Source organism: Variovorax sp. FG153, from assembly GCF_057809595.1.
In genome coordinates this window covers 252,605-275,215 of the sequence record NZ_JBMDKG010000004.1, presented here as the reverse complement: position 1 = coordinate 275,215, position 22,611 = coordinate 252,605, and the positions used below count along the sequence as shown (strand labels likewise).

Annotated in this window: 22 protein-coding genes; 6 read left to right on the top strand and 16 right to left on the bottom strand. The window is 68.7% G+C overall.

Going from position 1 to position 22,611, the window contains the following annotated elements; genetic code table 11:
• Positions 1-173 precede the first annotated feature (173 nt).
• From ACODT0_RS07920 to hppD, 5 genes are all read right to left on the bottom strand, one after another.
• Complete coding sequence (locus tag ACODT0_RS07920; RefSeq protein WP_489041005.1) at positions 174-1,103, bottom strand: MBL fold metallo-hydrolase; 930 nt, start codon at positions 1,101-1,103, stop codon at positions 174-176.
• The gene (locus ACODT0_RS07915; protein WP_489041004.1) at positions 1,104-2,801 is read right to left on the bottom strand and encodes an AMP-binding protein; all 1,698 of its coding nucleotides are present in this window, start codon (positions 2,799-2,801) and stop codon (positions 1,104-1,106) included. It abuts the gene before it with no gap.
• A 158-nt stretch (positions 2,802-2,959) separates the two neighbouring features.
• Entirely contained in the window at positions 2,960-3,832 is an 873-nt protein-coding gene (gene phhA, locus ACODT0_RS07910) for a phenylalanine 4-monooxygenase (protein ID WP_395349897.1), read from the bottom strand.
• A 15-nt stretch (positions 3,833-3,847) separates the two neighbouring features.
• Positions 3,848-4,654 carry a transporter substrate-binding domain-containing protein gene (locus ACODT0_RS07905; protein ID WP_489041003.1) on the bottom strand — a complete coding sequence of 269 codons (807 nt, stop codon included), beginning with the start codon at positions 4,652-4,654 and terminating at the stop codon, positions 3,848-3,850.
• Positions 4,655-4,683: 29 nt separating this feature from the next.
• A complete protein-coding gene (gene hppD, locus ACODT0_RS07900) occupies positions 4,684-5,811 on the bottom strand; it encodes a 4-hydroxyphenylpyruvate dioxygenase (protein WP_057597001.1) in 1,128 nt (375 codons plus the stop codon).
• 148 nt (positions 5,812-5,959) lie between these two features.
• On the opposite strand from hppD, the gene ACODT0_RS07895 reads away from it, so the two are divergent.
• From ACODT0_RS07895 to lnt, 4 genes are all read left to right on the top strand, one after another.
• Complete coding sequence (locus ACODT0_RS07895; RefSeq protein ID WP_261217297.1) at positions 5,960-6,433, top strand: Lrp/AsnC family transcriptional regulator; 474 nt, start codon at positions 5,960-5,962, stop codon at positions 6,431-6,433.
• A 109-nt stretch (positions 6,434-6,542) separates the two neighbouring features.
• Positions 6,543-7,271, top strand: coding sequence for a GNAT family N-acetyltransferase (locus tag ACODT0_RS07890; RefSeq protein WP_057596998.1), 729 nt, complete (start codon positions 6,543-6,545; stop codon positions 7,269-7,271).
• A 120-nt stretch (positions 7,272-7,391) separates the two neighbouring features.
• Positions 7,392-8,270, top strand: a complete 879-nt coding sequence (locus ACODT0_RS07885) for a CorC family transporter (RefSeq protein ID WP_057596996.1) — start codon at positions 7,392-7,394, stop codon at positions 8,268-8,270.
• Positions 8,270-9,793 carry an apolipoprotein N-acyltransferase gene (gene lnt, locus ACODT0_RS07880; protein WP_489041002.1) on the top strand — a complete coding sequence of 508 codons (1,524 nt, stop codon included), beginning with the start codon at positions 8,270-8,272 and terminating at the stop codon, positions 9,791-9,793. The genes ACODT0_RS07885 and lnt overlap by 1 nt, the downstream gene beginning before the upstream one ends.
• 1 nt (position 9,794) lies before the next feature.
• On the opposite strand, the gene ACODT0_RS07875 is transcribed toward lnt, so the two are convergent.
• From ACODT0_RS07875 to ACODT0_RS07840, 8 genes are all read right to left on the bottom strand, one after another.
• Positions 9,795-11,174, bottom strand: a complete 1,380-nt coding sequence (locus ACODT0_RS07875) for an FAD-binding oxidoreductase (protein ID WP_489041001.1) — start codon at positions 11,172-11,174, stop codon at positions 9,795-9,797.
• 7 nt (positions 11,175-11,181) lie between these two features.
• Complete coding sequence (locus tag ACODT0_RS07870; protein WP_479670938.1) at positions 11,182-11,985, bottom strand: ABC transporter permease; 804 nt, start codon at positions 11,983-11,985, stop codon at positions 11,182-11,184.
• On the bottom strand, positions 11,982-12,812 hold the full coding sequence (locus tag ACODT0_RS07865; protein ID WP_422095811.1) for an ABC transporter ATP-binding protein: 831 nt from the start codon (positions 12,810-12,812) through the stop codon (positions 11,982-11,984). The genes ACODT0_RS07870 and ACODT0_RS07865 overlap by 4 nt, the downstream gene beginning before the upstream one ends.
• Positions 12,813-12,825: 13 nt before the next feature.
• The gene (locus ACODT0_RS07860; RefSeq protein WP_422095812.1) at positions 12,826-13,806 is read right to left on the bottom strand and encodes an ABC transporter substrate-binding protein; all 981 of its coding nucleotides are present in this window, start codon (positions 13,804-13,806) and stop codon (positions 12,826-12,828) included.
• A 65-nt stretch (positions 13,807-13,871) separates the two neighbouring features.
• Entirely contained in the window at positions 13,872-14,735 is an 864-nt protein-coding gene (locus ACODT0_RS07855) for a creatininase family protein (protein WP_489041000.1), read from the bottom strand.
• Positions 14,736-14,775: 40 nt separating this feature from the next.
• Entirely contained in the window at positions 14,776-16,047 is a 1,272-nt protein-coding gene (locus tag ACODT0_RS07850; protein WP_489040999.1) for an amidohydrolase family protein, read from the bottom strand.
• Positions 16,044-16,631, bottom strand: a complete 588-nt coding sequence (locus tag ACODT0_RS07845) for an NAD(P)H-dependent oxidoreductase (RefSeq protein WP_261217275.1) — start codon at positions 16,629-16,631, stop codon at positions 16,044-16,046. Before ACODT0_RS07845 ends, ACODT0_RS07850 begins: the two co-directional genes overlap by 4 nt.
• Positions 16,632-16,755: 124 nt before the next feature.
• The gene (locus ACODT0_RS07840; RefSeq protein WP_172705738.1) at positions 16,756-17,436 is read right to left on the bottom strand and encodes a TetR/AcrR family transcriptional regulator; all 681 of its coding nucleotides are present in this window, start codon (positions 17,434-17,436) and stop codon (positions 16,756-16,758) included.
• A gap of 161 nt (positions 17,437-17,597) precedes the next feature.
• On the opposite strand from ACODT0_RS07840, the gene ACODT0_RS07835 reads away from it, so the two are divergent.
• Positions 17,598-18,668, top strand: coding sequence for an asparaginase (locus ACODT0_RS07835; protein WP_057596982.1), 1,071 nt, complete (start codon positions 17,598-17,600; stop codon positions 18,666-18,668).
• A gap of 79 nt (positions 18,669-18,747) precedes the next feature.
• On the opposite strand, the gene ACODT0_RS07830 is transcribed toward ACODT0_RS07835, so the two are convergent.
• From ACODT0_RS07830 to ACODT0_RS07820, 3 genes are read right to left on the bottom strand one after another with little or no spacing between them, the layout of a single operon-like run.
• Entirely contained in the window at positions 18,748-19,608 is an 861-nt protein-coding gene (locus tag ACODT0_RS07830) for a phosphatase PAP2 family protein (protein ID WP_261217271.1), read from the bottom strand.
• 10 nt (positions 19,609-19,618) lie between these two features.
• On the bottom strand, positions 19,619-20,437 hold the full coding sequence (locus tag ACODT0_RS07825; protein WP_057597927.1) for a metallophosphoesterase family protein: 819 nt from the start codon (positions 20,435-20,437) through the stop codon (positions 19,619-19,621).
• Complete coding sequence (locus ACODT0_RS07820) at positions 20,434-21,423, bottom strand: diacylglycerol/lipid kinase family protein (RefSeq protein ID WP_057597928.1); 990 nt, start codon at positions 21,421-21,423, stop codon at positions 20,434-20,436. Before ACODT0_RS07820 ends, ACODT0_RS07825 begins: the two co-directional genes overlap by 4 nt.
• A 271-nt stretch (positions 21,424-21,694) precedes the next feature.
• Between ACODT0_RS07820 and glyQ the strand changes: the two genes are divergently transcribed.
• Positions 21,695-22,603, top strand: coding sequence for a glycine--tRNA ligase subunit alpha (gene glyQ, locus ACODT0_RS07815; protein WP_057596589.1), 909 nt, complete (start codon positions 21,695-21,697; stop codon positions 22,601-22,603).
• Positions 22,604-22,611: the final 8 nt, after the last annotated feature.

Sequence of the window (22,611 nt, the reverse complement as noted above, 5' to 3'; positions counted from 1 at the left end):
CGATGATAGTGCGGGTTCCCGTGTGAAAGTAGGTCATCGTCAGGCTATTACAGCCAAAAAAGCCCCAACCAAACGGTTGGGGCTTTTTTACTTGCGCAAGCAAAAGCAACGCAGAAGCAGAAACAAAAAGCGCATCGACCGAAACGATGCGCTTTTTTATTGGCAAATTCAATTCAGAGATTCCGGATTTCGTATTCGGTTAATTCAGCCGCCTTTGCCGCGACGAGCTCGCCCAGGATCTCCTGTGCCAAGACATCCAGTGCTACACCCTGGAAGAACCGCGCGCACACCATGGCCAGATAAGGCGTCTCGCGCACCCAAGCCATCCAATCCGAGCGCGACATCCTCTGCTTTTCAAGCAGCTTGAACTTGATCAGTACCTTGATCGCATGCCGCGCATGCTTTGCGGGATCCCGCTGCAGCCCCTCGAGCCGTCGCCGCGCCACCTTCAACGCACCTGCCACGTCCGTGAAGATCGTTCCGTGCCCCGGAATCACGATCAATGGCGCCAATCGCTCGATCAGATCCAGGGTGGCCCCCATCTCTCCAAACGACGGTTCGCCCTTCAGTTCCGGAAAAGCGATGCCGAATCCGTTCTCCCACAGCGCATCCGCCGACACCAAGGTCCGCGACACAGGCTCGAAAAGAATGACCGAGTGCGGATCGTGACCAGGCGCCGCATGAATCTGCCAGTGCAGCCCGCCGACCTCGCGCTCCGTCCCAGGCTGTAGCAGCCCTGAGGCGCGAAACCGCGGGCAGCTCTGCCCCGTCGCCCGGAAGCTCAGCGCTTCTTCATCCCAGCGCTCCACCAGCGCCGCCTCGCCCGGCGGGATCTCGATGCGAAGGGCCGGATAGCGCGCCTGCAGCGCCGCATTCCCGCCGCAATGGTCGCTGTGCAGGTGCGTGTTGAGCACCTGGTCCAACTGCCGCCCGTCCAATGCCGACTCGACCAGCGCCACCGTCTGCTCGGCATGCGCCACATAGCCGGTGTCGACCAGCGCCGTCTCATCGGCCCCGATCACGAGGATGTTGTTGGACGACAGCCACCCACGCTCGAGCACGACGACATTCGCCGGCAACCCGGCGACCGCCGCCGCGCTCATTCAATGGCCCGCGGAGGCGGTGGTGCGGAGTTCGCGGCGCAGGATCTTGCCGACGTTGGTCTTGGGCAGCGCATCCCGAAACTCGATGTGCCGTGGGCGCTTGTAGCCGGTGAGTTGTCCATTGCAGTATTGCAGCACAGCCTCCTCGGTCAGGCTCGGGTCGCGGCGCACCACGAAGACCTTGATCGCCTCGCCCTGCTTTTCGTCGGGCACGCCGATGGCCGCGCATTCCACCACGCCGGGGCACAGCGAGATCACGTTCTCGAGTTCGTTCGGGAACACGTTGAAGCCGCTGACCAGGATCATGTCCTTCTTGCGATCGACGATGCGGCTGTAGCCGTCCTCCTGCATCACGGCGACGTCGCCGGTGCGCATGAAGCCGTCGGCGGTGAAGGCCGCCGCCGTCTCGGCCGGCTGGTTGTAGTAGCCCTTCATCACGTTCGGTCCCTTGATGCAGAGCTCGCCCGATTCGCCGATCGGCATCGAATTGCCCTCATCGTCCTTGATCGCGATCTCGATGCTCGGCAACGGCAGGCCGATGGTGCCGGTGAACCTGGTGTTCGACACCGGGTTGTTGGTGCCGATCGCGCAGGTCTCGCTCATGCCCCAGCCTTCGATCATGGGGCAGCCGGTGGCCTCGAACCAGCGCTTCGCCGTGCCTTCCGAGGCCGCCATGCCGCCGGCCTGGGAGACGAACAGCGTCGAGAAGTCGATGGTCTTGAACTCGGGATGCATCAACAGCGCGTTGAACAGCGTGTTCACCGCCGGCAGCATGTGGAAGGGCCGCTTCTTCAGCACCGCGATGAACTTGTCGAAGTCGCGCGGGTTCGGCACCAGCGTCATGTGCGAGCCCTGGCGGATCACGAGCAGGCACAGCGTGAGCGCGAAGATGTGATACAGCGGCAGCGCCGCGATGCTGTTGACCTTCGCGAGGTCGCCCGCGCGCGCGAGCGCCGGCGTGAACCAGGCCTCGGCCTGCAAGGTGGCGGCCACGATGTTGCGATGCGTGAGCACCGCGCCCTTCGACAGCCCGGTCGTGCCGCCCGTGTACTGCAGGAAGGCGATCGAATCGAGCGTGCTCTTGTCGGCGGCCAGCGTGCGGCCGCGTCCTTCGGCGAGCGCCTGCGAGAACGGCGTGACCGTGCGGCCATCGCTCAGCGGCAGCTTGAACGGCGGCACCATCTTCTTCAGGTGCCGCACCGCGAGCGTGATCCAGCTGCCGTAGAGGCCGCCGAGCAGGTCGCCCATCGCCGTGATGACCACGTGCTTCACGGGCGTCTTCTCGATCACCTGCTCGAGCGTGGAGGCGAAGTTCTCGAGGATCACGATCGCGGTCGCGCCCGAGTCCTTGAGCTGGTGCTCGAGCTCGCGCGCGGTGTACAGCGGATTGACGTTCACGCAGGTGTAGCCGGCGCGCAGCACGGCACACATGGTGACCGCGAACTGCGGGATGTTCGGCAGCATGATCGCCACGCGCGCGCCGGGCTCGAGCCCGCGCGATTGCAGCCAGGCGCCGAGCGCCTTCGACTGCGCATCGAGCTCGCCGTACGACATCCAGCGTTCCATGCACACCGAGAACGGGCGGTCGGCATAGCGGCCGAAAGCCTCGTCGAACATGTGGGAAAGCGATCGGTACTGCTCGGGATCGATCTCGTGCGGTACGCCGGCCGGATAGTGCTGTCGCGCGGATGTCTGCATGCAAGCTCCTTTGGCGCGGATTGTGGGAGCCGCAAAGGACAAGCGACCAGCGGGCTTGTCCTAGGTAAATGCATCGGCTGTCGCCTGCGCGATAGCTGCCGATCGATGCATGGAGCCAGCGGGAGCCGCGCGCTTGGCGCAGCTGCCGATAAGAAAGCTCAGGCCTTGCCGGATTCGCCGGGCTGCAGCACGCCTGCGGGAATGTCGGCCGCGGTTTCCAGCGCCCGGTACAGCGGCGCGAAGTCGGGCTCGGTCAGGTCGAACAGCTGCGCGAAGCTGTCGATGACGAAGTAGTTGGCCTGGTAGGTGTCGATCTTGTAGAGCGTGCGCATGGTGCGCAGCAGGTCGAGCGGCAGCCGCAGCGGCTCGTTCGAGCGCACCGCGTGCTGCAGCTCGCCGACCGAGCTCAGGATGCCGGCGCCATAGGCGCGCAGTCCATCGGGCTGGCGGATCAGCCCGAACTCCACCGTGTACCAGTACAGCCGCGCGAGCTTCTCGCCGGCATCGAGCTCATGGGCCTTGATACCGCCCGCGCCATAGCGCTGCACGTAGTCCGCGAAGGTCGGGTCGAACAGCATCGGCACGTGCCCGAACAGGTCGTGGAACACGTCGGGCTCGACGATGTAGTTGAACTCCTCGGGCTTGCGGATCCAGTCGGTGACCGGAAACTTTCGGTTCGCGAGCAGCGTGAAGAAGGGCAGCTCGGGAATCAGCCCCGGCACCGCCACGATCTCCCAGCCAGTGGCCTTGTGCAGCCGCTCGTTGAGCTCCTCGAAGCGCGGGATGCGGTCCTTCACACCCAGCAGCGGCAGCGCCTTGATGAAGGCATCGCAGGCCAGCCCAGGCAGTTGCGCGGCCTGGCGCTCGTAGAGCCGCTTGTAGGTGTCGTGGTCGGCTGCCGTGTAGCTGGCCCAGTCCTGCGCGCAGGTGTAGTCGGCCTGCACCGTGCCGCCGCGCGAATAGTCGCCGCGCGGCGGGCGATCGGAGGCGCCGTAGACGGCGGGCGTGACGACGGTGGCAGGGGTGTCCATGGGTGCTTCGGTTGATTACTTGAGCCAGCGATCCATGACGCGCTGGAACTCGCCGCCGGCCTGCTGCAGGTGCAGCCATTGGTCGACATAGGCCTTGAAGGCCATGTCGTCGCGCGGCAGCATCCAGGCCATTTCGCCGTATTGCAGCGGCTTGTCGGGATGGATCGCGCACAGGCCCGGCTTGAGCTTCTGCTGCACGATCGCCTCGGCCGACTCGGTCACGAACACGTCGGCGCGATTGGCGAGGATCTCGTCGAAGATCGTCACGTTCTCGCCGTGCAGCGTGAGCCGGGCCTGCTTGAAGTTGGTGCGGGCGAAGCGTTCGTTGCTGCCGCCCGGATTGAAGAAGACGCGCGTGGTCGGCTTGTCGATGTCGGCCACGCTCTGGTACTTGGCCACGTCGGCGCAGCGCGCGATCGGCGTCTTGCCGTTGACCATGTAGGGCGCGCTGAAGAAGGCGCGCTTCTGGCGATCGGTGGTCACCGACACGCCGCCCACGGCGATGTCGCACTTGCCGGCCGCGAGGTCGGGCAGCAGGTTGGCCCAGGTGGTCTTGATCCACTCGGGCTTCGCGCCCAGGCTGCTGCTGAAGCCGGCCATCAGGTCGACGTCGATGCCTTCGAACGAGGCATCGGCCTTCTGGAAGCTGAACGGCCGGTAGTCGCCCGGCGTGCAGACGCGCAGCACGGCCGCCTTCTGCACGCTGTCGAGGTGCGAGCCCGCGGCGACGCCGGCCGGCGCGCCTCCCGGCCCCGCCGCGCATCCCGAGAGAACGACCGCCGCGGCGAGGGTGGTCAGGCCGATCGAGAGGATGTTGCGCATGCGGAGCTCCTGGAGGGTGGAAGGAGCGCTTATTTTGCGGCGGTCAGCACGCCGCGGCGCATCTGGTCGAGCTCGATGCTCTCGAACAGCGCCTTGAAGTTGCCGTTGCCGAAGCCGTCGTCGCCCTTGCGCTGGATGAACTCGAAGAAGATCGGGCCGAGCTGGTTCTCGCTGAAGATCTGCAGCAGCAGCGCGTCCTTCTTGCCGTCGATCAGGATCTTGCGCTTCTGCAGCTCTTCGACGCTCTCGCCGTGGCCCGGGATGCGCTTGTCGACCAGCTCATAGTAGGTATCGATGGTGTCCAGCAGGGTCACGCCCTTGGCGCGCAGCGCGTCGACCGTCTGGTAGAGGTCGTCCGAGCCCATCGCGATGTGCTGGATGCCTTCGCCCTTGTACATGTCCAGGTACTCCTGGATCTGGCCGGCCTGTTCCTTGCCCTCTTCGTTGATCGGGATGCGGATCTTGCCGCAGGGGCTGGTCATGGCCTTGCTCTTCACGCCGGTGACCTGGCCCTCGATGTCGAAGTACTTGATCTCGCGGAAGTTGAACAGCTTCTCGTAGAAGCCGGCCCAGGTGTTCATGCGGCCGCGGTAGACGTTGTGCGTCAGGTGGTCGATGTAGGTCAGGCCGTTGCCCTTGGTGGTCAGGGCGTCCTGCGAGGCCACGCCCGGCAGCGGTTCGAAGTCCACGTCGTAGAAGCCGATGTTGCCGATGTCGCCGGGCTTCGCGCCGTTTTTGCCGGGCCAGCGGTCGACCAGGTAGATCAGGCTGTCGCCGATGCCCTTGATGGCGGGAATGTTCAGCTCGCCCGGGCCGGCCTTGTCGGCGAAACCCCAGGCGCCCAGCGAGGTGGCGCGCTCGTAGGCGGCCTTGGCGTCGTGCACGCGGAAGGCGATGGCGCACACGCTCGGGCCGTGCTCGCGCGCGAAGCGCTGCGCGAACGAATCGGGCTCGGCATTCAGGATGAAATTGATCTCGCCCTGGCGGTACAGCAGCACGTTCTTGTGGCGGTGCTTGGCGATGGCCGTGAAGCCCATGCGCTCGAAGACCTTGCCCATGGCGACCGGATCGGGTGCCGCGTATTCGATGAATTCAAAGCCGTCGGTGCCCATGGGGTTGTCCCAGGGCGTGAAGGCGGGCGCGTCGGCGTGGCTCATGGCAGTCTCCGAAGAAGTGGGGATCGAGGGGAAGGAAAAGGATGGCGGCTCGGCCAGTGCAGCAATGTAGGTCGATTGCCGCTCATGATTTCAGCGTTTGCGGGCGCCTTCTTTGGTCATGTTGCAGGAAAAGTGCAAAAATACAATGATGGAAGCACTCGACAAGATAGATCGGATGATTCTGCGCACGCTGCAAGCAGATGGCCGCGCCACCTACGACCAGATCGCCGAGCAGGTCAGCCTCTCGCCCAGCGCCGTGCTGCGGCGGGTCAAGCGGCTCGAGGAGCAGCGCGTGATCGACCGCTACGTGGCGCTGGTCAAGCCCGAGGCCGTCGGGCTGGGGCTTACGGCCTATCTCAACGTGCGGCTCGAAAAGCACACCGAGAGCCACAAGCGCAACCCCATGGACCTGTTCCGCGCCAGCGTGCAGACCTGGCCCGAGGTCGTCGAGTGCGCCGCCCTCACGGGCGAGATGGACTACCTGCTGCGCGTGGTCGTGGCCGACATGGCCCACTACAGCCGCTTCATCATGGACACCCTGCTCAAGCACCCGAGCGTGCAGGACTGCAAGACCAGTTTCGTGCTCGACCGTGTCAAAGCCACCACAGCCGTGCCGGTCTAGGCAGGAAAAAGTTGCTCCATGCACACGCTTTCGGGTATTGATTCACAAATGAGTCACGAAAGTGTCCCGTCGGGCTTGCGGGTTAAGGGAAAACCCTTACATTCAAGCCATGCTTACCGCCAAGGACCTCCTCAGGGCATCCCTCGGCCTCGGCTCTTTTCTGAAGGCGCCGATGGTTGAGGCCCAGCCACGCGCCGCCACCGCGCCGCAGCCCGTCATGGTGCCGATCCGCTCGATCGGCCCGCGCGAGCGCGACCGCATCGCCAGCCACCTGCTGGCGCTCAGCGCCCACGACCGCTACCTGCGCTTCGGCTATGCCGCGGGCGACGAGCAGGTGCAGCGCTATGTCGACGGCCTCGACTTCGACCGCGACGAGCTGTTCGGCATCTACAACCGCAAGCTCGAGCTGATCGCGATGGCCCACCTGGCCTTCGCGCCCGACCACCAGCCCAGCGACTGCGCCGAATTCGGCGTTTCCGTCTCGGCCCATGCCCGCGGACGCGGCTATGGCGCCCGGCTGTTCGAGCGTGCCGTGGTCGTGGCGCGCAACGAGGGCGTGGGGATGCTGTTCATCCATGCGCTCAGCGAGAACGCCGCGATGCTCAAGATCGCGCGCAATGCCGGCGCCACCGTGGTGCGCAGCGGTTCCGAATCGGAAGCCCACCTGCAGCTGCCGAGCGCCACCTTCGACAGCCGCATGAGCGAGATCGCGCTCGAGCATTACGCGGCAGTCGACTTCCACCTCAAGACGCGCGCGAAGCAGTTCTGGGCCTTTCTGGCCAGTCTTCAGGAAGTCCGCAGCGGCGTGCGCAGCGCGCGCGGCAAGTCGGCGCAATAAGGCCCTCGAGCGGCCCGGCCCTGCCCGGGAACGCTCCTTGCATACCCCCAGGCGGACCCGGTAGAGCCTGTCACATGCAATCCGGTATCCTTGCACTCCCCCCAACTACGCCCTCCCGCAGTGGCCGAACCTCACCCTGAACGCGCACCCGTCGAACGGGAAGACAAGCGCGGCTTTCTCCAGAAGCTCGCCGAATTCATCCATCCCGGTCCGGACTCGCGCGACGAGCTGATCGAAACCCTGGCGGATGCCGAAGACAACCAGGTGATCGGCGCCGAATCGCGCGTGATGCTCGAAGGCGTGCTGCGCATGGCCGACATGACGGCCGGCGACGTGATGGTCGCGGCGCCGCGCATGGACCTGGTGAACATCGACGCGCCCTACGACGCGCTGCTGCACCTGGTCATCGACACCGCGCACTCGCGCTTCCCAGTGTACGAGGGCGAGAAGGAAAACATCATCGGCATCCTGCTCGCGAAGGACCTGCTCAAGCTGCAGCGCGCGCCGGGCCTGAACATCCGCGCGCTGCTGCGGCCCGCCACCTTCGTTCCCGAGAGCAAGGGCTTGAACGACCTGCTGCGCGAGTTCCGCGGCAACCGCAACCACCTGGCGATCGTCATCGACGAGTTCGGCCGCGTGGCCGGCCTGATCACCATCGAGGACGTGCTCGAGCAGATCGTCGGCGAGATCGAGGACGAGTTCGACATCGCCGAGGACGAGGGCGACATCTTCGGTCTGGCCGACCACACCTACCGCGTCTCGGGCGACACCCCGATCGAGCGCGTGGCCGAGGCCTTCGGCATCGTCTTCGACGAGGAACAGCTCAGCGAGGACTTCGACACCATCGGCGGCCTGATCGCGCACGAGATGGGCCACGTGCCCAAGCGCGGCGAGCACCATGCGATCGGCGGCTTCGACTTCGTGGTGCTGCACACCAAGGGCGGCGCGGTGCGCTGGTTCAAGGTGTCGCCGGCCCGCGGCGGCGACGCGGCCGACTGATGCGCGCCGCACTGCTGGCCCTGGCCTTCCTGCTGGCCGGACTGGGGCAGGCCGCCTCGATCGCCATGCCCGGCTCGGGCCGGCCGCTGTGGCTGCTGCAACTGGTGTCGCTCGGCGTCCTTGCCTTCGGGCTGCGCCGACTGCGCGACGAGAACGCGGGCTGGCGCCGCGCCGGATTGCATGCCTGGCTGTTCTCCACCGCCTGGCTCAGCGGCACCTTCTGGTGGCTCTTCATCTCGATGCACACCTACGGCGGCCTCGCCGCGCCGCTGGCCGCGATCGCGGTGCTCGCACTCGCCGCCGCGCTCGGCCTGTACTACGCCCTGGCCGGCGCCTGGTTCGTGCGGCGCGGTCCGCGCGGCACGGTCACCGGCGCGCTGGTCTTTGCCGCGCTGTGGACGCTGGCCGAACTGGTGCGCGGCAGCTGGTTCACCGGCTTCCCCTGGGGCGCGGGCGGCTATGCGCATGTCGAGGGCCCGCTCGCGGGCTGGGCGCCGTGGGTCGGCGTCTACGGCATCGGCGCCGTCGCGGCCCTGGCCGCCGCGCTGGTCGCGCTGGCTCGCCCCGCGGCCCGTGCCGAACTCGCGGGCGCCGCGCTGCTGGTCGCGGTCGTGTTCGGCTTTCCGCTCGTGGCCCAGCCCTCGCGCGGCGAAGCCGCGGGCACGCTGCAGGTCGCGCTGCTGCAGGGCAACATCGCGCAGGACGAGAAATTCGTTCCCAACGGCGGCATCGAGAACGCGCTGCGCTGGTACGGCGAACAGCTGCGCGATGCCAGAGCCTCGCTGGTGGTCACGCCCGAGACCGCGATCCCGCTGCTGCCGCAGCAACTGCCCGCGGGCTACCTCGAGGCGATCCAGGCGCGCTATGCGAGCGGCAGCCAGGCGGCCGTGGTCGGCCTGCCGCTGGGCGACCGCCAGGGCTATACCAACACCGTGCTCGGCTTCCGGCCCGGCGCCACCTCGGCCTACGCCTACAGCAAGCACCACCTCGTGCCCTTCGGCGAGTTCATTCCCTTCGGCTTCCGCTGGTTCATCGACATGATGAGCATCCCGCTCGGCGACTTCCGCAGCGGCGGCCTCGCGCAGCCCGCGCTCGCCTGGCAGGGCCAGCGCATCGCGCCGAACATCTGCTACGAGGACTTGTTCGGCGACGAGATCGGCGCCAACTTCCGCGACGCGGCGACGGCACCGACCATCCTGCTCAACGTCAGCAACATCGCCTGGTTCGGCGACTCGATCGCCATCGACCAGCATCTCGCGATCTCGCGCATGCGCGCGCTCGAGTTCGCGCGGCCGATGGTGCGCGCCACCAACACCGGCGCCACCGTGGTCATCGACGCCGAGGGCCGCGTGACCCATGCGCTGCCGCGGCTCACGCGCGGCGTGCTCGAGGCCCCGGTCGAGGGCCGCACCGGCCTCACGCCCTATGCGCGCTGGGTCGCGCACCTCGGGCTGTGGCCGCTGTGGGGCCTGGCCTGCGCGATCGTCGCGGTCGCCTTCGTGCGGCGCCGCCGCGCGGCCTGACTCAGGCCGCCAGCGCGGCCGCGCGCGGCTTCACCGGCCAGTCGCGCAGCTTGCCGGGGTTCAGCAGGCCCAGCGGATCGAAGCGCCGCTTCACGGCGATCACCTCGGGCGGCAGCGGCCCGCCGGCCTTGCCGTCCTCGACGATGTTCACGTGCGGGTTGTTGATGTGCACCTCGTGCTCGCGGTGGATCTGCATGATCTCCTGCAGCCGTTCCTCGGTGCTGAAGCGCACCAGCTGCAGGCCGCTGCAGGTCATCAGGCCCGCCACGTTGCGGATGAACTCCAGGTGCATCATCACCTCGCCGCCCAGCAGCTTCTCCATCTCGATGACCTGCGCCACGTGGCGCCCCGGCACGAAGCCGCTCTGCAGGTAGGTCAGGGTCGGGTCGACCTTGAGCGCGTGCAGCGTCGTGTGGTTCCAGGTGAACTCCATCAGGGTGCGGTTGCTCTTCTGCACCTCGGCCGCGGTCTTGCGGTAGCTCACGGTGCCGCCGAAGCTCTCGACCAGCTGCAGCAGCGCCGGCTCGCTGGCCTCGGCCACCAGCGACAGCACCGTATGGCAGCCCTTGGGCAGGTGCGCCGCGAGTTGCGCCAGGTGGTCGGAGATCGGCGCCGCATAGAACGACACCTCGCGCTTCACGATGCCCGGCGCGTTCGCGAGCCGGTCGGCGAAGTTCAGCGCGCCCTCGAAATCGGAGAAGGTCACGAGCGTCTCGAGCCACGGATGCGCGGGCGCCAGCGCGACCTCGAGCTCGAGCACCAGCCCGTTGGTGCCCCACAGGTGATGCATGCGCATCGCCTCGGCGCCGCGCAGTTCCACCACCTGGGGTTCGGCCTCGATGGTCATCGCGCGGATGCCGAGCACGTTGCCGGGCGCGCCCAGCGGCCCGTAGTTGATCGAGCCCACGCCGCCGAAGCCGCCGCCGAACAGGCCGCCGAGCGTGGCGCTGCGGTAGGTCGAGGGCACGCAGCGCATCTCCTGGCCGCTGGCCCTGGTCTGCTTCTCGAGTTCGCCCAGGCGGATGCCGGCCTGAGCGCGCGCCACGCCGGGCCGTACCCAGAGGCAGGCGTTGTAGCCGGTCATGTCGAGCACCACGCCGCCGGCCAGCGGCGTGGTCTGGCCGTAGTTGCCGGTGCCGCTGCCGCGCACCGTGATCGGCACGCCGTGGCGCGCGCAGGCGCCGACCACCGCGCGGATCTCGTCCTCGCTGCGCGGGCGCACCACCACCTCGGCATGCTTGCCCTCGAGCTGGCGCTTGAGCACCGGGCTGAACCAGGAGAAGTCCTGCGACAGCCGCACGACGCGGCCCTCGTCGGTGATCCAGTCGAGGTCGGGGAGTTCGAGCAGCAGCGGCCCGATGGAGGATTCTTGTGCGTTCATGTTGGGATCAGTCCTGGGAAAGTTCGCTCGCATGCCACGAGCCCAGCGCCACCTTGGTGAGCCAGGCCATCAGCACGAAGAGCGCGACGCCGGTGAGGGAAATCAGCAGCAGCGCGGCGAACATCCGCGGGATGTTCAGCTGGAAGCCCGCCTGCAGGATCTGGTAGGCCAGTCCCGCGCCCGAGCCGCCGGTGCCGGCCACGAACTCCGCCACCACCGCGCCGATCAGCGCAAGGCCGCTGGAGATGCGCAGGCCGCCGAAGAAGTAGGGCAGCGCGCTCGGGATGCGCAGCCGCACCAGTTGCTGCCAGCGCGTGGCGCGGTTGAGCTTGAAGTAGCTCTGCAGGTCGGGGTCGATGCTGCGCAGGCCCAGCGTGGTGTTGCTGATGATCGGGAACAGTGCCACCAGCGCCGCGCACACGGTCATCGCGGCTGTCGGGTTCTTGACCCAGATGATGATCAGCGGCGCCACCGCCACGATCGGCGTGACCTGCAGCAGCACCGCGTACGGAAAGAGCGCGGTCTCGATGCGCTTGCTCTGCACGAACAGGAACGAGATCAGCACGCCCGCCACCGTGGCGAGCACGAAGGACAGCACCGTGATCTTGAGCGTGACCAGCAGCGCGTTGCCCAGCGGCGCCCAGTCGGTCACCAGCGTCTGCAGCATCAGCCAGGGCGAGGGCACGAGGTAGGGCGGCAGCTCCATCGCCACCACCATCCATTGCCACAGCGCGATCAGCAGCAGGCCGATCGCCAGGGGATAGAGCACGCGCTGCACGCGCGGCTGGCTCAGCAGCGGCGTGCGGCTCATCGCGCATGCTCCTCGTCGGCATGGCTGGCGCGCAGCAGGCTGTCCTGCAGCCGCTTGGCATGGCGCGCGAATTCGGGCGTGACCATGAAGTCGGCGCTGCGCGGATAGGGTTCGTCGATCTGGAACTGCTCGACCACGCGGCCCGGCCGCGCGGCCATCATCACCACGCGGCTCGATAGGAACACGGCCTCGTGGATCGAGTGCGTCACGAAGATCACCGTGAGCTTCTTCTTGCGCCAGAGCTCGAGCAGGTCGGCGTCGAGCTTGTGGCGCGTGATCTCGTCGAGCGCGCCGAAGGGCTCGTCCATCAGCAGCAGCTCGGGCTGCGTGACCAGCCCGCGCGCGATCGACACCCGCATCTGCATGCCGCCCGAGAGCGCGCGCGGCAGTGCGCTGGCGAACTTCTCGAGGCCCACCAGCGCCAGCGACTCCATCACGCGCGCATCGGCCTCCTTGCGCGGCACGCCGGCCAGGTCGAGCGGCAGCCGCACGTTGGTCTGCACGCTGGCCCAGGGCATCAGCGTGGGCGACTGGAACACGAAGGACATCCGGCGCGCGCTGTCGTGCAGCTGGCTCACCGGCTTGCGCCACACCAGCAGCCGGCCGTCGCTGGGCTCGAGCATGCCCGCCACCATCTTGAGCAGCGTGCTCTTGCCGCAGCCCGAGGGGCCGAGCAGCGTGACGAACTCGCCCTCGGCGATCGACAGGTCGACCGGCAGGAGCGCCTGCGTGCCGTTGGGATAGGTCTTCTCGGCCGAGAGCACTTCCACCGCGGGCACGGCAGGCACCGTCGGCGGCGCGAGGGTGTGGGGGTCGATGCGGTTCATGGCGTGGCGACGGTCAGGGCAGCACCTTCGCGTCCTTCACGAACTCGGTCGTGTAGGTCTTCGCGAGCTCGACCTTGGCCGGGTCGAGCAGCTTGGCGCTCACGAGGAAGTCGTAGCTGGCCTTGGCGCGCGCATCGGTCATCACGCCGATGCCGAGCTTGCCGGCGTCGCCGCCCGTGATCATTCCCATCTCCTTGAGCTTGGCCACGCTGTAGGCGAGCTGGTCGTCGGTCATGTTGGGGTTGTCCTTCTTGATCAGCGCGTTGGCGGGCGCGGGATCGGCGAGGTAGCTCTTCCAGCCTTCGGCCGAGGCCTTGACGAAGGCCGCCACCTGCTTGCCGCGCTCCTTCACCGTCTTCTCCATGCACGACACCGTGGTGGCATAGGCCGGGAAGCCGTGGTCGCTGAACATCAGCACGGTGCTCTTCACGCCGGCCTTCTGGATCGCGTAGGGCTCGGAGGTCAGGTAGCCCTGCTGCGCCGTGTTCCTGTCGGCCACGAAGGGCTGGATGTTGAAGGTGTAGGGCCGGGTCTGCTCGTCCTTGAGGCCGAACTTGGCCTTGAGCCAGGGCCAGTAGCCGCGGTTGGCCTGCGCGCCGATCAGCAGCGTCTTGCCCTTGAGGTCCTCGAAGCCCTTCACGTCGTCGTGCGCGATCAGCACCTGCGGGTCCTTCTGGAAGAAGGCCGCCACATTGACCACCGGCACGCCGCCCTCGCGCACCTGCATCATCTGGATGTCGCTCGAGCCCATGATGCAGTCGGCCTGGCCGGCCGCCATCATCTGCGTGATGTTGACCTGCGGGCCGCCCATCTTGATGGTCACGTCGAGGCCGTACTTCTTGTAGATGCCCTGCGCCACGGCCTGGTAGAAGCCGCCGTGCTCGGCCTGCGCGTACCAGTTGGTCATGTAGGTGAACTTGTCCTCGGCCTGCGCGGGCGCGGCGAGGAAGGCGATGGCGGCGGCGCCGGCCAGGGACAGTGCGAAGGAGCGCATGGGAGGACCTCTCTAGGGCGTGGGTGAAGAAAAACGGGAAAGACGGGCCGATGCAAGAAGCAGGCTCAGGCCGGCGCGAAGGAGGGCTGCACGAAGCCCTGCTGGTGGCCGCGCTCCCAGGTGGCTTCCTCGCGCACCACCCAGCGCAGCGCATGCAGCTCGGTCAGCGCCTGCACCCAGCTGTCGGACAGCGTGTCGAGGATCGCCTCGCCCTGCTCGCGCGTGGCGGTGGTCGGGTCGCCGATCACGCCGCTGGGGCCGAAGTCGCGCGCGGTCCAGGCGCAGGCCGGGCGGCCGTCGGCCGACAGCAGCTTGATCGGAAACGGCGGCGGGAAGTTGGCCACCGCGCGTTCCATGTGCACCGTCTCGGGCGCGAGCGCGAGCATCAGCGCGGTCTCGGAATGGCCGGCATGCATCGCGAGCTTCTTCTCCTGCTCGCTGACCTGCTTGCTGGCCGCGCTCGGCAGGCGCGACACGCCGTGCGGCACCACCACGAAGTCGCCATGGCGCAGCCGCAGCTCGCGCGCCGCCATCTCGAGCACCTGCGGCTGGCCGCCGTGGCCGTTGGCGAACAGCAGCTTGCGAAAGCCCGCGCGGTAGACCGACTCGCCGATCTCGGTCACGGTCGACAGCAGCGTGGTGCCGGTCAGCGTCATCGTGCCGGGGAAGTGCAGGTGCTCTTCCGACTTGCCGTAGGTGATGGTCGGCAGCGCGAAGGCGCGCACCTCGGCCGGCAGCTTCTCGAGCGCCTTGCCCATCACGCCCGAGCTGATCACGCTGTCGACCGAGCACGGCAGGTGCGGGCCGTGCTGCTCGATCGCGCCGCAGGGCAGCACGATGACCGTGTTCTCGCGGTCGGGCAGCGCGGCGATCTCGGTCCAGCTCAGGTAGGGCAGGAAGCGGTGGGGAGGGATGTAGCCGTGGAGCATGGGGGCGGTCCTTGGAGTGGTTCTGTTCGTCGAAGAGGGTTCAGGCGTGCCAGGTCGCCGGCACCTCGCCGTGCGCGACGCGGCCCGCGCGCAGCACCACGCGCGATGCGCTGCGCGAGGGCCAGCCGAAGCGGTCGGCCGCGCCGAAGAGCACGAGGTCGGCGGGTGCGCCGACGAGCGTCGGGCGTTGCACGGTGGCGTCGCGGCGCAGCCAGTCGGCGCGGCACAGCGCCTGCGACCAGGTCTCGAACGGCTCGTCGAGCTGCGCCACCAGCGCGGCCGTGCCCAGCGCTTCCACCGGATCGAAGCTGCCGAGCCGGCAGAACGGGTCCTGCACGTTGTCGCTCGCGAACAGCAGCGGGATGCCGCGCTCGCGGGCCTCCTTCACCAGCGTGATGCCGCGCCGGCGCGGCGTGCGGCCGGTCACGGCGTCCTGCAGCAGCAGGTTGGTGGCGGGCAGCGAGACCACCGTGATCGGCGCGCGCGCCACCGCGTCGAGCGTGGCGAGCGCCTGCGCCTCGGGCTGTTCCGCGAGCGCGCAGACGTGGCCGCAGACCACGCGGCCCTCGTAGCCGATCTCGGCCAGGATGCGCGCGGTGGCCGCCAGGCCCGTGGCCGAGGCATTGAGCTCCTCGTCCACGTGCAGGTCGATGTCGAGCTCGCAGGCCTGCGCCGAGCGCAGCAGGTTGCGCAGCGCGTTCTCGCTCCAGTTGGTGGAATGCACGAAGCCGCCGAGCAGCGCATGCGGCCCGGTGGCCTTCACCTGCTTCGCGAGCCGCAGCGCCTGCGCCGCGTCCTCGAACAGCGGCAGCTTGATCAGGCTCACCTGCTCGAGCCGCACGCGGCCTTTCCATTCCTGCGCCAGCTCGGCCATCACGGGCCAGGCCATCGGCAGGGCATCGGGCTCCCACCAGTCGACATGCGTGCGCACGTGCGTGGTGCCGCATTCCCAGGCCCATTGCAGGCCGCGCGCCGCGCGTTCGCGCACGTCGGCGGGCGTCCAGTTCACGCGGTCGGCCAGCATCGCGTCGATGGCGCCGAGCAGGCCCGGCTGCACCGCCTTCATGCGCGGCAGCGTGAAGACCTTGTCGAGGTGCGTGTGGGCGTCGACGAAGCCCGGCAGCGCGAGCGTGCCGCCGAGGTCCCAGCCCGCGGCGGGCGTCGGGGCATCGTCCGCGGGGCGCAGCGACTGCACGCGGCCGCCCTCGATCGCGAGCCGTGCGAGCACCGCCACGCCGTCGCGCTGCGGCCAGTCGGCCGGCAGCAGCCAGCGCGGCAGGCGCAGCCGGTCGAGCAGCACGGGCGCGCTCATGCGAAGCGCGCCATGGCGTTGCCGACCTTGGCCATGAAGCGCTTGAGCTGGGGCTCGGTCGCCACGTTCATGTGGTAGTGGGCGTGGTAGTCGACCCGGGCGCCATGCCCGGTCAGCCGTTTCATGTAGCGCGTGACGATCTTGCGCGGCGGGTCGCCCATGTACATCGCCACCCAGCGCGGCCGGCCGTAGGTGACCACGGCGCTGATGCGCTTGATGTGCGTGAGCATCGGCTTCACGTTGGCGGGATCGCTGATGTCGAAGGCCACGCCCGGCATGAAGAGCCGGTCGAAGTAGCCCTTGAGCATGGCCGGCAGGCCGAAGCACCAGGTCGGGAAGCAGAACACGATGCCCTCGGCCCACCGCAGCCGCTCGACGTAGGGCTTGAGCGGCAGCTGGTTGGCCGGCACCTCGTGGTAGCCCAGCCGCTCCTCGCGCGAGAGCACCGGATCGAAGCCCTCGGCATAGAGGTCGCAGTCGTCCACCTCGTGGCCGGCCGCGCGCAGGTTCTTCAACACCTCCTGATGCAGGGCGGCATGGAAGCTGGTTTCGACCGGATGGCAGTAGACGACGAGCACGCGCATGGTGTTTGACCGCTTAATCAGAGCAAGTGGTCAGGTTTAGCAAGCGACGTGCCAGCGCGGGCGCACCGGATTGGGGCCGGTGCGGTTTTGGAGGGGAGCAATGCGCCCGGAAGGCGCGTGAGTGCTAGCTTGCGCGGATGCCGCAGCCGGCCAGCACGAAGGCCACCAGCTCGCGCGCGATCGGCTCGCGGTCGATCGGCGCGTCGCTCGGCAGGCCCAGCATCACGCGCGTCTGGATCGCGTAGTCGGCGTAGCTCTGGGTCATGGCCCAGACGTGCATCAGCAGGATGCGCGCATCGAGCGGGCGCATCTGGCCGCGCGCGATCCAGCCGTTGATGATGTCGACCTTCTTCTGCGTCCAGGCGCGCGCATTGGGCCAGTAGCGGTCGAGATTGCGGCCGCCGTCGAGGATCTCGCGCGTGAAGATGCGCGACATCTCGGGGCTGTCGATCGCATGGTCGAGCTTCTTGCGGATGTAGTCGCCGAGCACCGTCGCCGGGTCGCTCGCGTCCTCGAACGAGAACACCACCTTCCACGCATGCAGCACCTGCATCAGCAGTTCTTCGTACAGCTCTTCCTTGCCGACGATGTAGTAGTGCAGCTGCGGCTTGGTGAGGCCGGCGCGCGCCGCGATGGCCTGGGTCGAGGTGCCCTTCAGGCCGTGCAGGCTGAACTCCGCGATCGCCGCGGCGCGGATCGCCGCCATGATGCGCTCGCGGCCCGGGCGCGCGCGCGACAGCGGCCCGTCGGGCGCGGGCATTTCCTGGGCGGTCGAGACGGGAAGGGCGGCGGAATCGGCGTTCATGGCGAGGGAGTGGCGCGGCGTGCGCGCGTTGGATGGTAATGCCTGCTTCCTCGCAGCCGCATGACCGCATGCCATGCCGGCATGGCCGCGCCGGGCAGCCGGGCATGGTTCATGTATCTTCTCGCCGCCTCGAAAAATTCATTCAACACAAGGAGTTCTCCATGTACCTTTCCCCCCGCTTCAGGGCCCTCGCGGCCGGTGCCGCGATGCTGGCGGCCAGCGCGCTCGCTCAGGCGCAGCAGGCGCTTCCCAACGTGGTGATCCTGGCCACCGGCGGCACCATCGCGGGCGCGGGCGCCTCGGCCGTCAACAGCGCCACCTACGCGGCCGCCAAGGTCGGCGTCGACAAGCTGATCGCGGGCCTGCCCGAGCTCTCCAAGGTCGCCAACGTGCGCGGCGAACAGGTGTTCCAGGTCGCCTCCGAGAGCCTCACCAACGACAACCTGCTCACGCTCGCCCGGCGCGTGTCGGCGCTGTCCAAGCAGAGCGACGTCGACGGCATCGTGATCACGCACGGCACCGACACGCTGGAAGAAACCGCCTACTTCCTGACCCTGACCGTGCACACGCCCAAGCCGATCGTGGTGGTCGGCTCGATGCGTCCGGGCACCGCGCTGTCGGCCGACGGCGCGCTCAACCTGTACGACGCCGTGACGGTGGCCGGCAGCAAGGACGCCGCGGGCAAGGGCGTGCTGGTGACGATGAACGACAACATCGACACCGCGCGCGACGTGAGCAAGAGCGTGAACATCAAGACCAGCGCCTTCTCGAGCCAGTGGGGCCCGCTGGGCATGGTGGTCGAGGGCAAGAACTACTGGTTCCGCGCGCCGGTCAAGCGCCACACCATGTTCTCGGAGTTCAACATCGACCAGATCAGCGCGCTGCCGCCGGTCGAGATCGCGATGGGCTACGAGGGCGTGTCCTCGACCGCCATCGACGCGCTCGCCAAGAGCGGCATCAAGGCGCTGATCCATGGCGGCACCGGCAACGGTTCGGTCGCCGACCGCATCGTGCCGAACCTGCAGAAGGTGCGCGCCGACGGCATCGTCGTCATCCGCAGCTCGCGCGTGCCCGACGGCTTCGTGATCCGCAATGCCGAGCAGCCCGACGACAAGTACGACTGGGTGGTGGCGCACGACCTGCGCCCGCAGAAGGCGCGCATCCTCGCGATGGTCGCGCTGACCAAGACCAGCGACACCAAGGAACTGCAGCGCATCTTCTGGGAATACTGATCGCTCGATCCGCGCCGGTCGCCGGGGCCGCGTTCCTTCCGCAGGGGAGGGCGCGGCCTTTTTTTCATGGGCAAGGGTTTCAGCGCGCGCGCCGCCGCTGGCGGTGCCGCGCGAACTCCAGCCCGCCCACGCACACCAGCAGCCAGGCCAGCCCGGTCAGCAGGCCCGCCACCACGTCGCTCGCGAAGTGCACCTGCAGGAAGATCCGGCTGCAGGCGATGGTGACGATCGCGGCGGCGCCGGCCATCGCCGCCGCCACGTGCCAGCGCGGCGGCAGCAGGCGCAGCGCGAGATAGACCAGCATGCCGTAGCTCACGATCGCGCCCGCGCTGTGGCCGCTCGGGAAGCTGTAGCTGGTCTCGTGCGCCAGGCCGTGGTCGTGCAGCGGCCGGGCGCGCGCGAAGATCTGCTTGAGCGCCGGGTTCAGCAGCACGATGCCCACCAGCGCCATCGACCAGCCGAGCGCCAGGCCGCGGTGCGAGCGGTGCCACAGCAGCAGCGCCACCAGCACCGCCACCGGCGCCAGCGTGGCGAAGTCGCCGAGCCGCGTGAGCCAGCTGAACGCGAGGATCACGCCGTGCGGCATGTGCTGCGCGATCGCGTCGGTCAGTGCCTGGTCGGCCAGGCCCAGCGTGCGGCCGTCGCCGAGGTTCGAGGCGATCCAGGCAAACAGGCTGGAGGCACCGAGGATCGTCGCGAAGCCCAGCACCAGCGCGAACACCAGCCGGGGCTCGTCGGGTTCTTCTTCCGCGGCCAGCGCGAGCCGGCGGCGCTGCGCCATCCAGCAGGCCAGGCCGGCGGCCAGCACCGAGGCCAGCAGCAGCGAGAGGAAGCCGCCCAGCGCATGGGCGCCGAGCTGTTCGGCATGCGCGACCAGGGCGGGCGGGGTGGGGAGGGGAGAGGAAGAAAGGGAGGAAGGGACGGGGACTGCCGATGACATGCGGCGCACCCTAAAGCGGCGCCGCCGCGCTGGCAAGCGAAAGCCTTACGGCGTCGGCGAGCACGAAGGCCTGGCGCTCGGCTGCGTAGTCCCAGCGCTCGACCATGCAAGCGTGCGCGCCATCGTCGCGCCGCACCACGTTGACCGAGTTCGGATGCCCCGCGCGCACGCGCCACGACACCGCCGTGCCCGCCTGCACCGCCCACATCGGCCGCGGGACATCGACGAGGCATTCGTGCAGCGGCAGCACGAAGGGCAGGTGGATGTGGCCGCCGAGCACCAGGTCGGCACCGGCCTGAGCCCAGCGCGCCGCGGCGGCCTCGCCGCCATGCAGCCGGTTGCCGATGTCCTCGCGCCGCGTCACCGCCACCGGCTGGTGCGTGACCACCACGCGCAGCTGCGAAGGCGCCGCCGCGGCGAGCCGTCGCGCCACGCGCTCGACCTGCGCGCGCGACACCTCGCCGTCCTCGTGGCGCCAGCGGCGCGTGGTCTTGACGCCGATCGCCAGCCAGCCGGGCAGGTCGACCACCGGCTCGAGCTCGTCGCCGAAGGCCTCGCTGTAGCGGCCGTAGGGCGCGAAGGCGCGCGCCGCGAGCTGGAACAGCGGGATGTCGTGGTTGCCCGGGATCGCCAGCAGCGCCCGCGGCGCCAGCCGGTCGACGAAGGCACGCGCTGCCGCGAACTGCGCGCGCGTGGCGCGCTGGGTGATGTCGCCCGACAGCACCAGCAGCTCGGGCGCGAGCTCGCGCGCCAGCCGCTCGAGCGCCGCCAGCACCGGCGGCTGCTCGGTGCCGAAGTGCGGGTCGGACACCTGCAGCAACACGCTCATTGCTTGGCCGCCTCGAGCTCGGGTGCCACGTCGGGCCGTATCAGCCACAGCGGCTCGGGCGAGACGCGGAACAGCAGCGGCATCTCGGCCCAGCCGATCTCGCCGTCGGTCGCCACCTTCACGCGCCGCGGGCCGCGGCTGCCCGCGCGGCCGATGCGCACCGTCATCGATTCGAAGGGAAAGCTCAGCACCTCGTCGGCCTCGCCGAGCCGCCCGAGCGCGCCGCGCAGCAGCAGCCCCGGCATCGACAGCAGGCCATGGGGCTTGAGCGCCACCGCCGCCAGCTGCCCCTGCTCGGGCGCGTCGGCATGCTCGATGCCGATCTGCAGCAGCTGCAGCGGGTTGTTGCCCACGAACAGCGTGGGCGTGCGGATCGCGCGCTCCTGGCCGCGCCAGGCCATGCGCAGGTCGAGCGTGCGGTGGCCGCGCAGCACCGTGAGCAGGCCCGCGCCGAGCGCGATCAGGCGGTTGCGCCCGTAGCGCGACTTGTAGTGCTCGCGCTCCTCGAGCAGTTGGGCATACAGGCCCAGGCTGGCGTTGACCAGGAAGGCGCGGTCGTTGAGCAGTCCGACCTGCACCGGCCGCGGCGGCTGGGTCAGCAGCACCTCGAGCGCCTGCGCGGTGTCGCGCGGGATGCCGTGGGCGCGGCTGAAGTAGTTGAAGGTGCCCTGCGGCAGCACGCCGAAGGCGCAGCCGCTGCCCAGCGTGGCCTGGGCCACGGCATTGATCGTGCCGTCGCCGCCCGCGGCCACCACCACGCCGCCGGCGGCCCGCGCGCGCTCCACCGCCTCGCGCGCCAGCGCGCGCAGGCTGCCGGGGCCGTCGTCGGCGCTGCCGCGGTCGACCGTGAAGATGCGCAGCCGGCGGTCGGCCGCGGCGCAGCCTTCCTCGATGACCTCGCGGGCCTGGACGGCGTCCTCGCTGCCGGAGGCGGCATTGAGCACGATGAAGAGCGGGGTGTTCGGGCCGGTCTCGGGCACTGGCATGGGGTCGTAGGGGGCTGGGGGCTCGTGAGAGGGAGTCGGATCGGCGCGGCGGGCGGGCGTTCCCGGCCGGCTGAAAAAGCGTCGACCGCGCGGCCGTGGAAGACAGGGGCCCGCGCGGACCCCGGTTTGTCGCACGGCCCGCGCCCGGTCCGTGGCAGGCGCCTTCCCGACCCGCTGTGGGAGAGTTGCCCTCCGCCCGTAAAATCGCGGGCTTTCGCGGCGCACCGCCGCGCTTTCGTCCAACGCCCGGCCGCGCCGGCCGGCACCCTTCATGTTGACCTTCCAGCAAATCATTCTCAAATTGCAGTCGTACTGGGCCGACAAGGGCTGCGCGCTGCTGCAACCGTACGACATGGAAGTGGGCGCGGGCACCTCGCACACCGCCACCTTCCTGCGCGCGCTCGGCCCCGAGCCCTGGAAGGCCGCCTACGTGCAGCCCAGCCGCCGTCCCAAGGACGGCCGCTATGGCGAGAACCCGAACCGCCTGCAGCACTACTACCAGTACCAGGTCGTGCTCAAGCCCGCGCCCGCGAACATCCTCGAGCTCTACCTCGGCAGCCTCGAGGCGCTGGGCTTCGACCTCAAGAAGAACGACATCCGCTTCGTCGAGGACGACTGGGAGAACCCCACGCTCGGCGCCTGGGGTCTGGGCTGGGAGGTCTGGCTCAACGGCATGGAGGTGACGCAGTTCACCTACTTCCAGCAGGTCGGCGGCATCGACTGCAAGCCGATCACCGGCGAGATCACCTACGGCCTCGAGCGCCTCGCGATGTACCTGCAGGGCGTGGACAACGTCTACAACCTCGTGTGGACCGAGGGCCTGAGCTACGGCGACGTCTACAAGCAGAACGAGGTCGAGCAGTCGACCTACAACTTCGAGCATTCCGATGCCGAGTTCCTGTTCACCGCCTTCGCCGCGCACGAGAAGCAGGCCAGGCACCTGATGGCCGAGCAGCTCGCGCTGCCGGCCTACGAGCAGGTGCTCAAGGCCGCGCACAGCTTCAACCTGCTCGACGCGCGCGGCGCGATCAGCGTGACCGAACGCGCGGCCTACATCGGCCGCATCCGCAACCTCGCGCGCAGCGTGGCGCAGAGCTACTACGACAGCCGGGAACGGCTGGGCTTCCCGATGGCACCGCGCGAATGGGTCGCGCAGATCGCACCGAAGAAGGCCGCCTGAGCGATGAC

Bases quoted from the DNA above. Each gene is read 5' to 3' on its own strand.
- ACODT0_RS07920 (WP_489041005.1), bottom strand. From the start codon at position 1,103: ATGAGCGCGGCGGCGGTCGCCGGGTTGCCGGCGAATGTCGTCGTGCTC.
- ACODT0_RS07915 (WP_489041004.1), bottom strand. From the start codon at position 2,801: ATGCAGACATCCGCGCGACAGCACTATCCGGCCGGCGTACCGCACGAG.
- phhA (WP_395349897.1), bottom strand. From the start codon at position 3,832: ATGGACACCCCTGCCACCGTCGTCACGCCCGCCGTCTACGGCGCCTCC.
- ACODT0_RS07905 (WP_489041003.1), bottom strand. From the start codon at position 4,654: ATGCGCAACATCCTCTCGATCGGCCTGACCACCCTCGCCGCGGCGGTC.
- hppD (WP_057597001.1), bottom strand. From the start codon at position 5,811: ATGAGCCACGCCGACGCGCCCGCCTTCACGCCCTGGGACAACCCCATG.
- ACODT0_RS07895 (WP_261217297.1), top strand. From the start codon at position 5,960: ATGGAAGCACTCGACAAGATAGATCGGATGATTCTGCGCACGCTGCAA.
- ACODT0_RS07890 (WP_057596998.1), top strand. From the start codon at position 6,543: ATGCTTACCGCCAAGGACCTCCTCAGGGCATCCCTCGGCCTCGGCTCT.
- lnt (WP_489041002.1), top strand. From the start codon at position 8,270: ATGCGCGCCGCACTGCTGGCCCTGGCCTTCCTGCTGGCCGGACTGGGG.
- ACODT0_RS07875 (WP_489041001.1), bottom strand. From the start codon at position 11,174: ATGAACGCACAAGAATCCTCCATCGGGCCGCTGCTGCTCGAACTCCCC.
- ACODT0_RS07870 (WP_479670938.1), bottom strand. From the start codon at position 11,985: ATGAGCCGCACGCCGCTGCTGAGCCAGCCGCGCGTGCAGCGCGTGCTC.
- ACODT0_RS07865 (WP_422095811.1), bottom strand. From the start codon at position 12,812: ATGAACCGCATCGACCCCCACACCCTCGCGCCGCCGACGGTGCCTGCC.
- ACODT0_RS07860 (WP_422095812.1), bottom strand. From the start codon at position 13,806: ATGCGCTCCTTCGCACTGTCCCTGGCCGGCGCCGCCGCCATCGCCTTC.
- ACODT0_RS07855 (WP_489041000.1), bottom strand. From the start codon at position 14,735: ATGCTCCACGGCTACATCCCTCCCCACCGCTTCCTGCCCTACCTGAGC.
- ACODT0_RS07850 (WP_489040999.1), bottom strand. From the start codon at position 16,047: ATGAGCGCGCCCGTGCTGCTCGACCGGCTGCGCCTGCCGCGCTGGCTG.
- ACODT0_RS07845 (WP_261217275.1), bottom strand. From the start codon at position 16,631: ATGCGCGTGCTCGTCGTCTACTGCCATCCGGTCGAAACCAGCTTCCAT.
- ACODT0_RS07840 (WP_172705738.1), bottom strand. From the start codon at position 17,436: ATGAACGCCGATTCCGCCGCCCTTCCCGTCTCGACCGCCCAGGAAATG.
- ACODT0_RS07835 (WP_057596982.1), top strand. From the start codon at position 17,598: ATGTACCTTTCCCCCCGCTTCAGGGCCCTCGCGGCCGGTGCCGCGATG.
- ACODT0_RS07830 (WP_261217271.1), bottom strand. From the start codon at position 19,608: ATGTCATCGGCAGTCCCCGTCCCTTCCTCCCTTTCTTCCTCTCCCCTC.
- ACODT0_RS07825 (WP_057597927.1), bottom strand. From the start codon at position 20,437: ATGAGCGTGTTGCTGCAGGTGTCCGACCCGCACTTCGGCACCGAGCAG.
- ACODT0_RS07820 (WP_057597928.1), bottom strand. From the start codon at position 21,423: ATGCCAGTGCCCGAGACCGGCCCGAACACCCCGCTCTTCATCGTGCTC.
- glyQ (WP_057596589.1), top strand. From the start codon at position 21,695: ATGTTGACCTTCCAGCAAATCATTCTCAAATTGCAGTCGTACTGGGCC.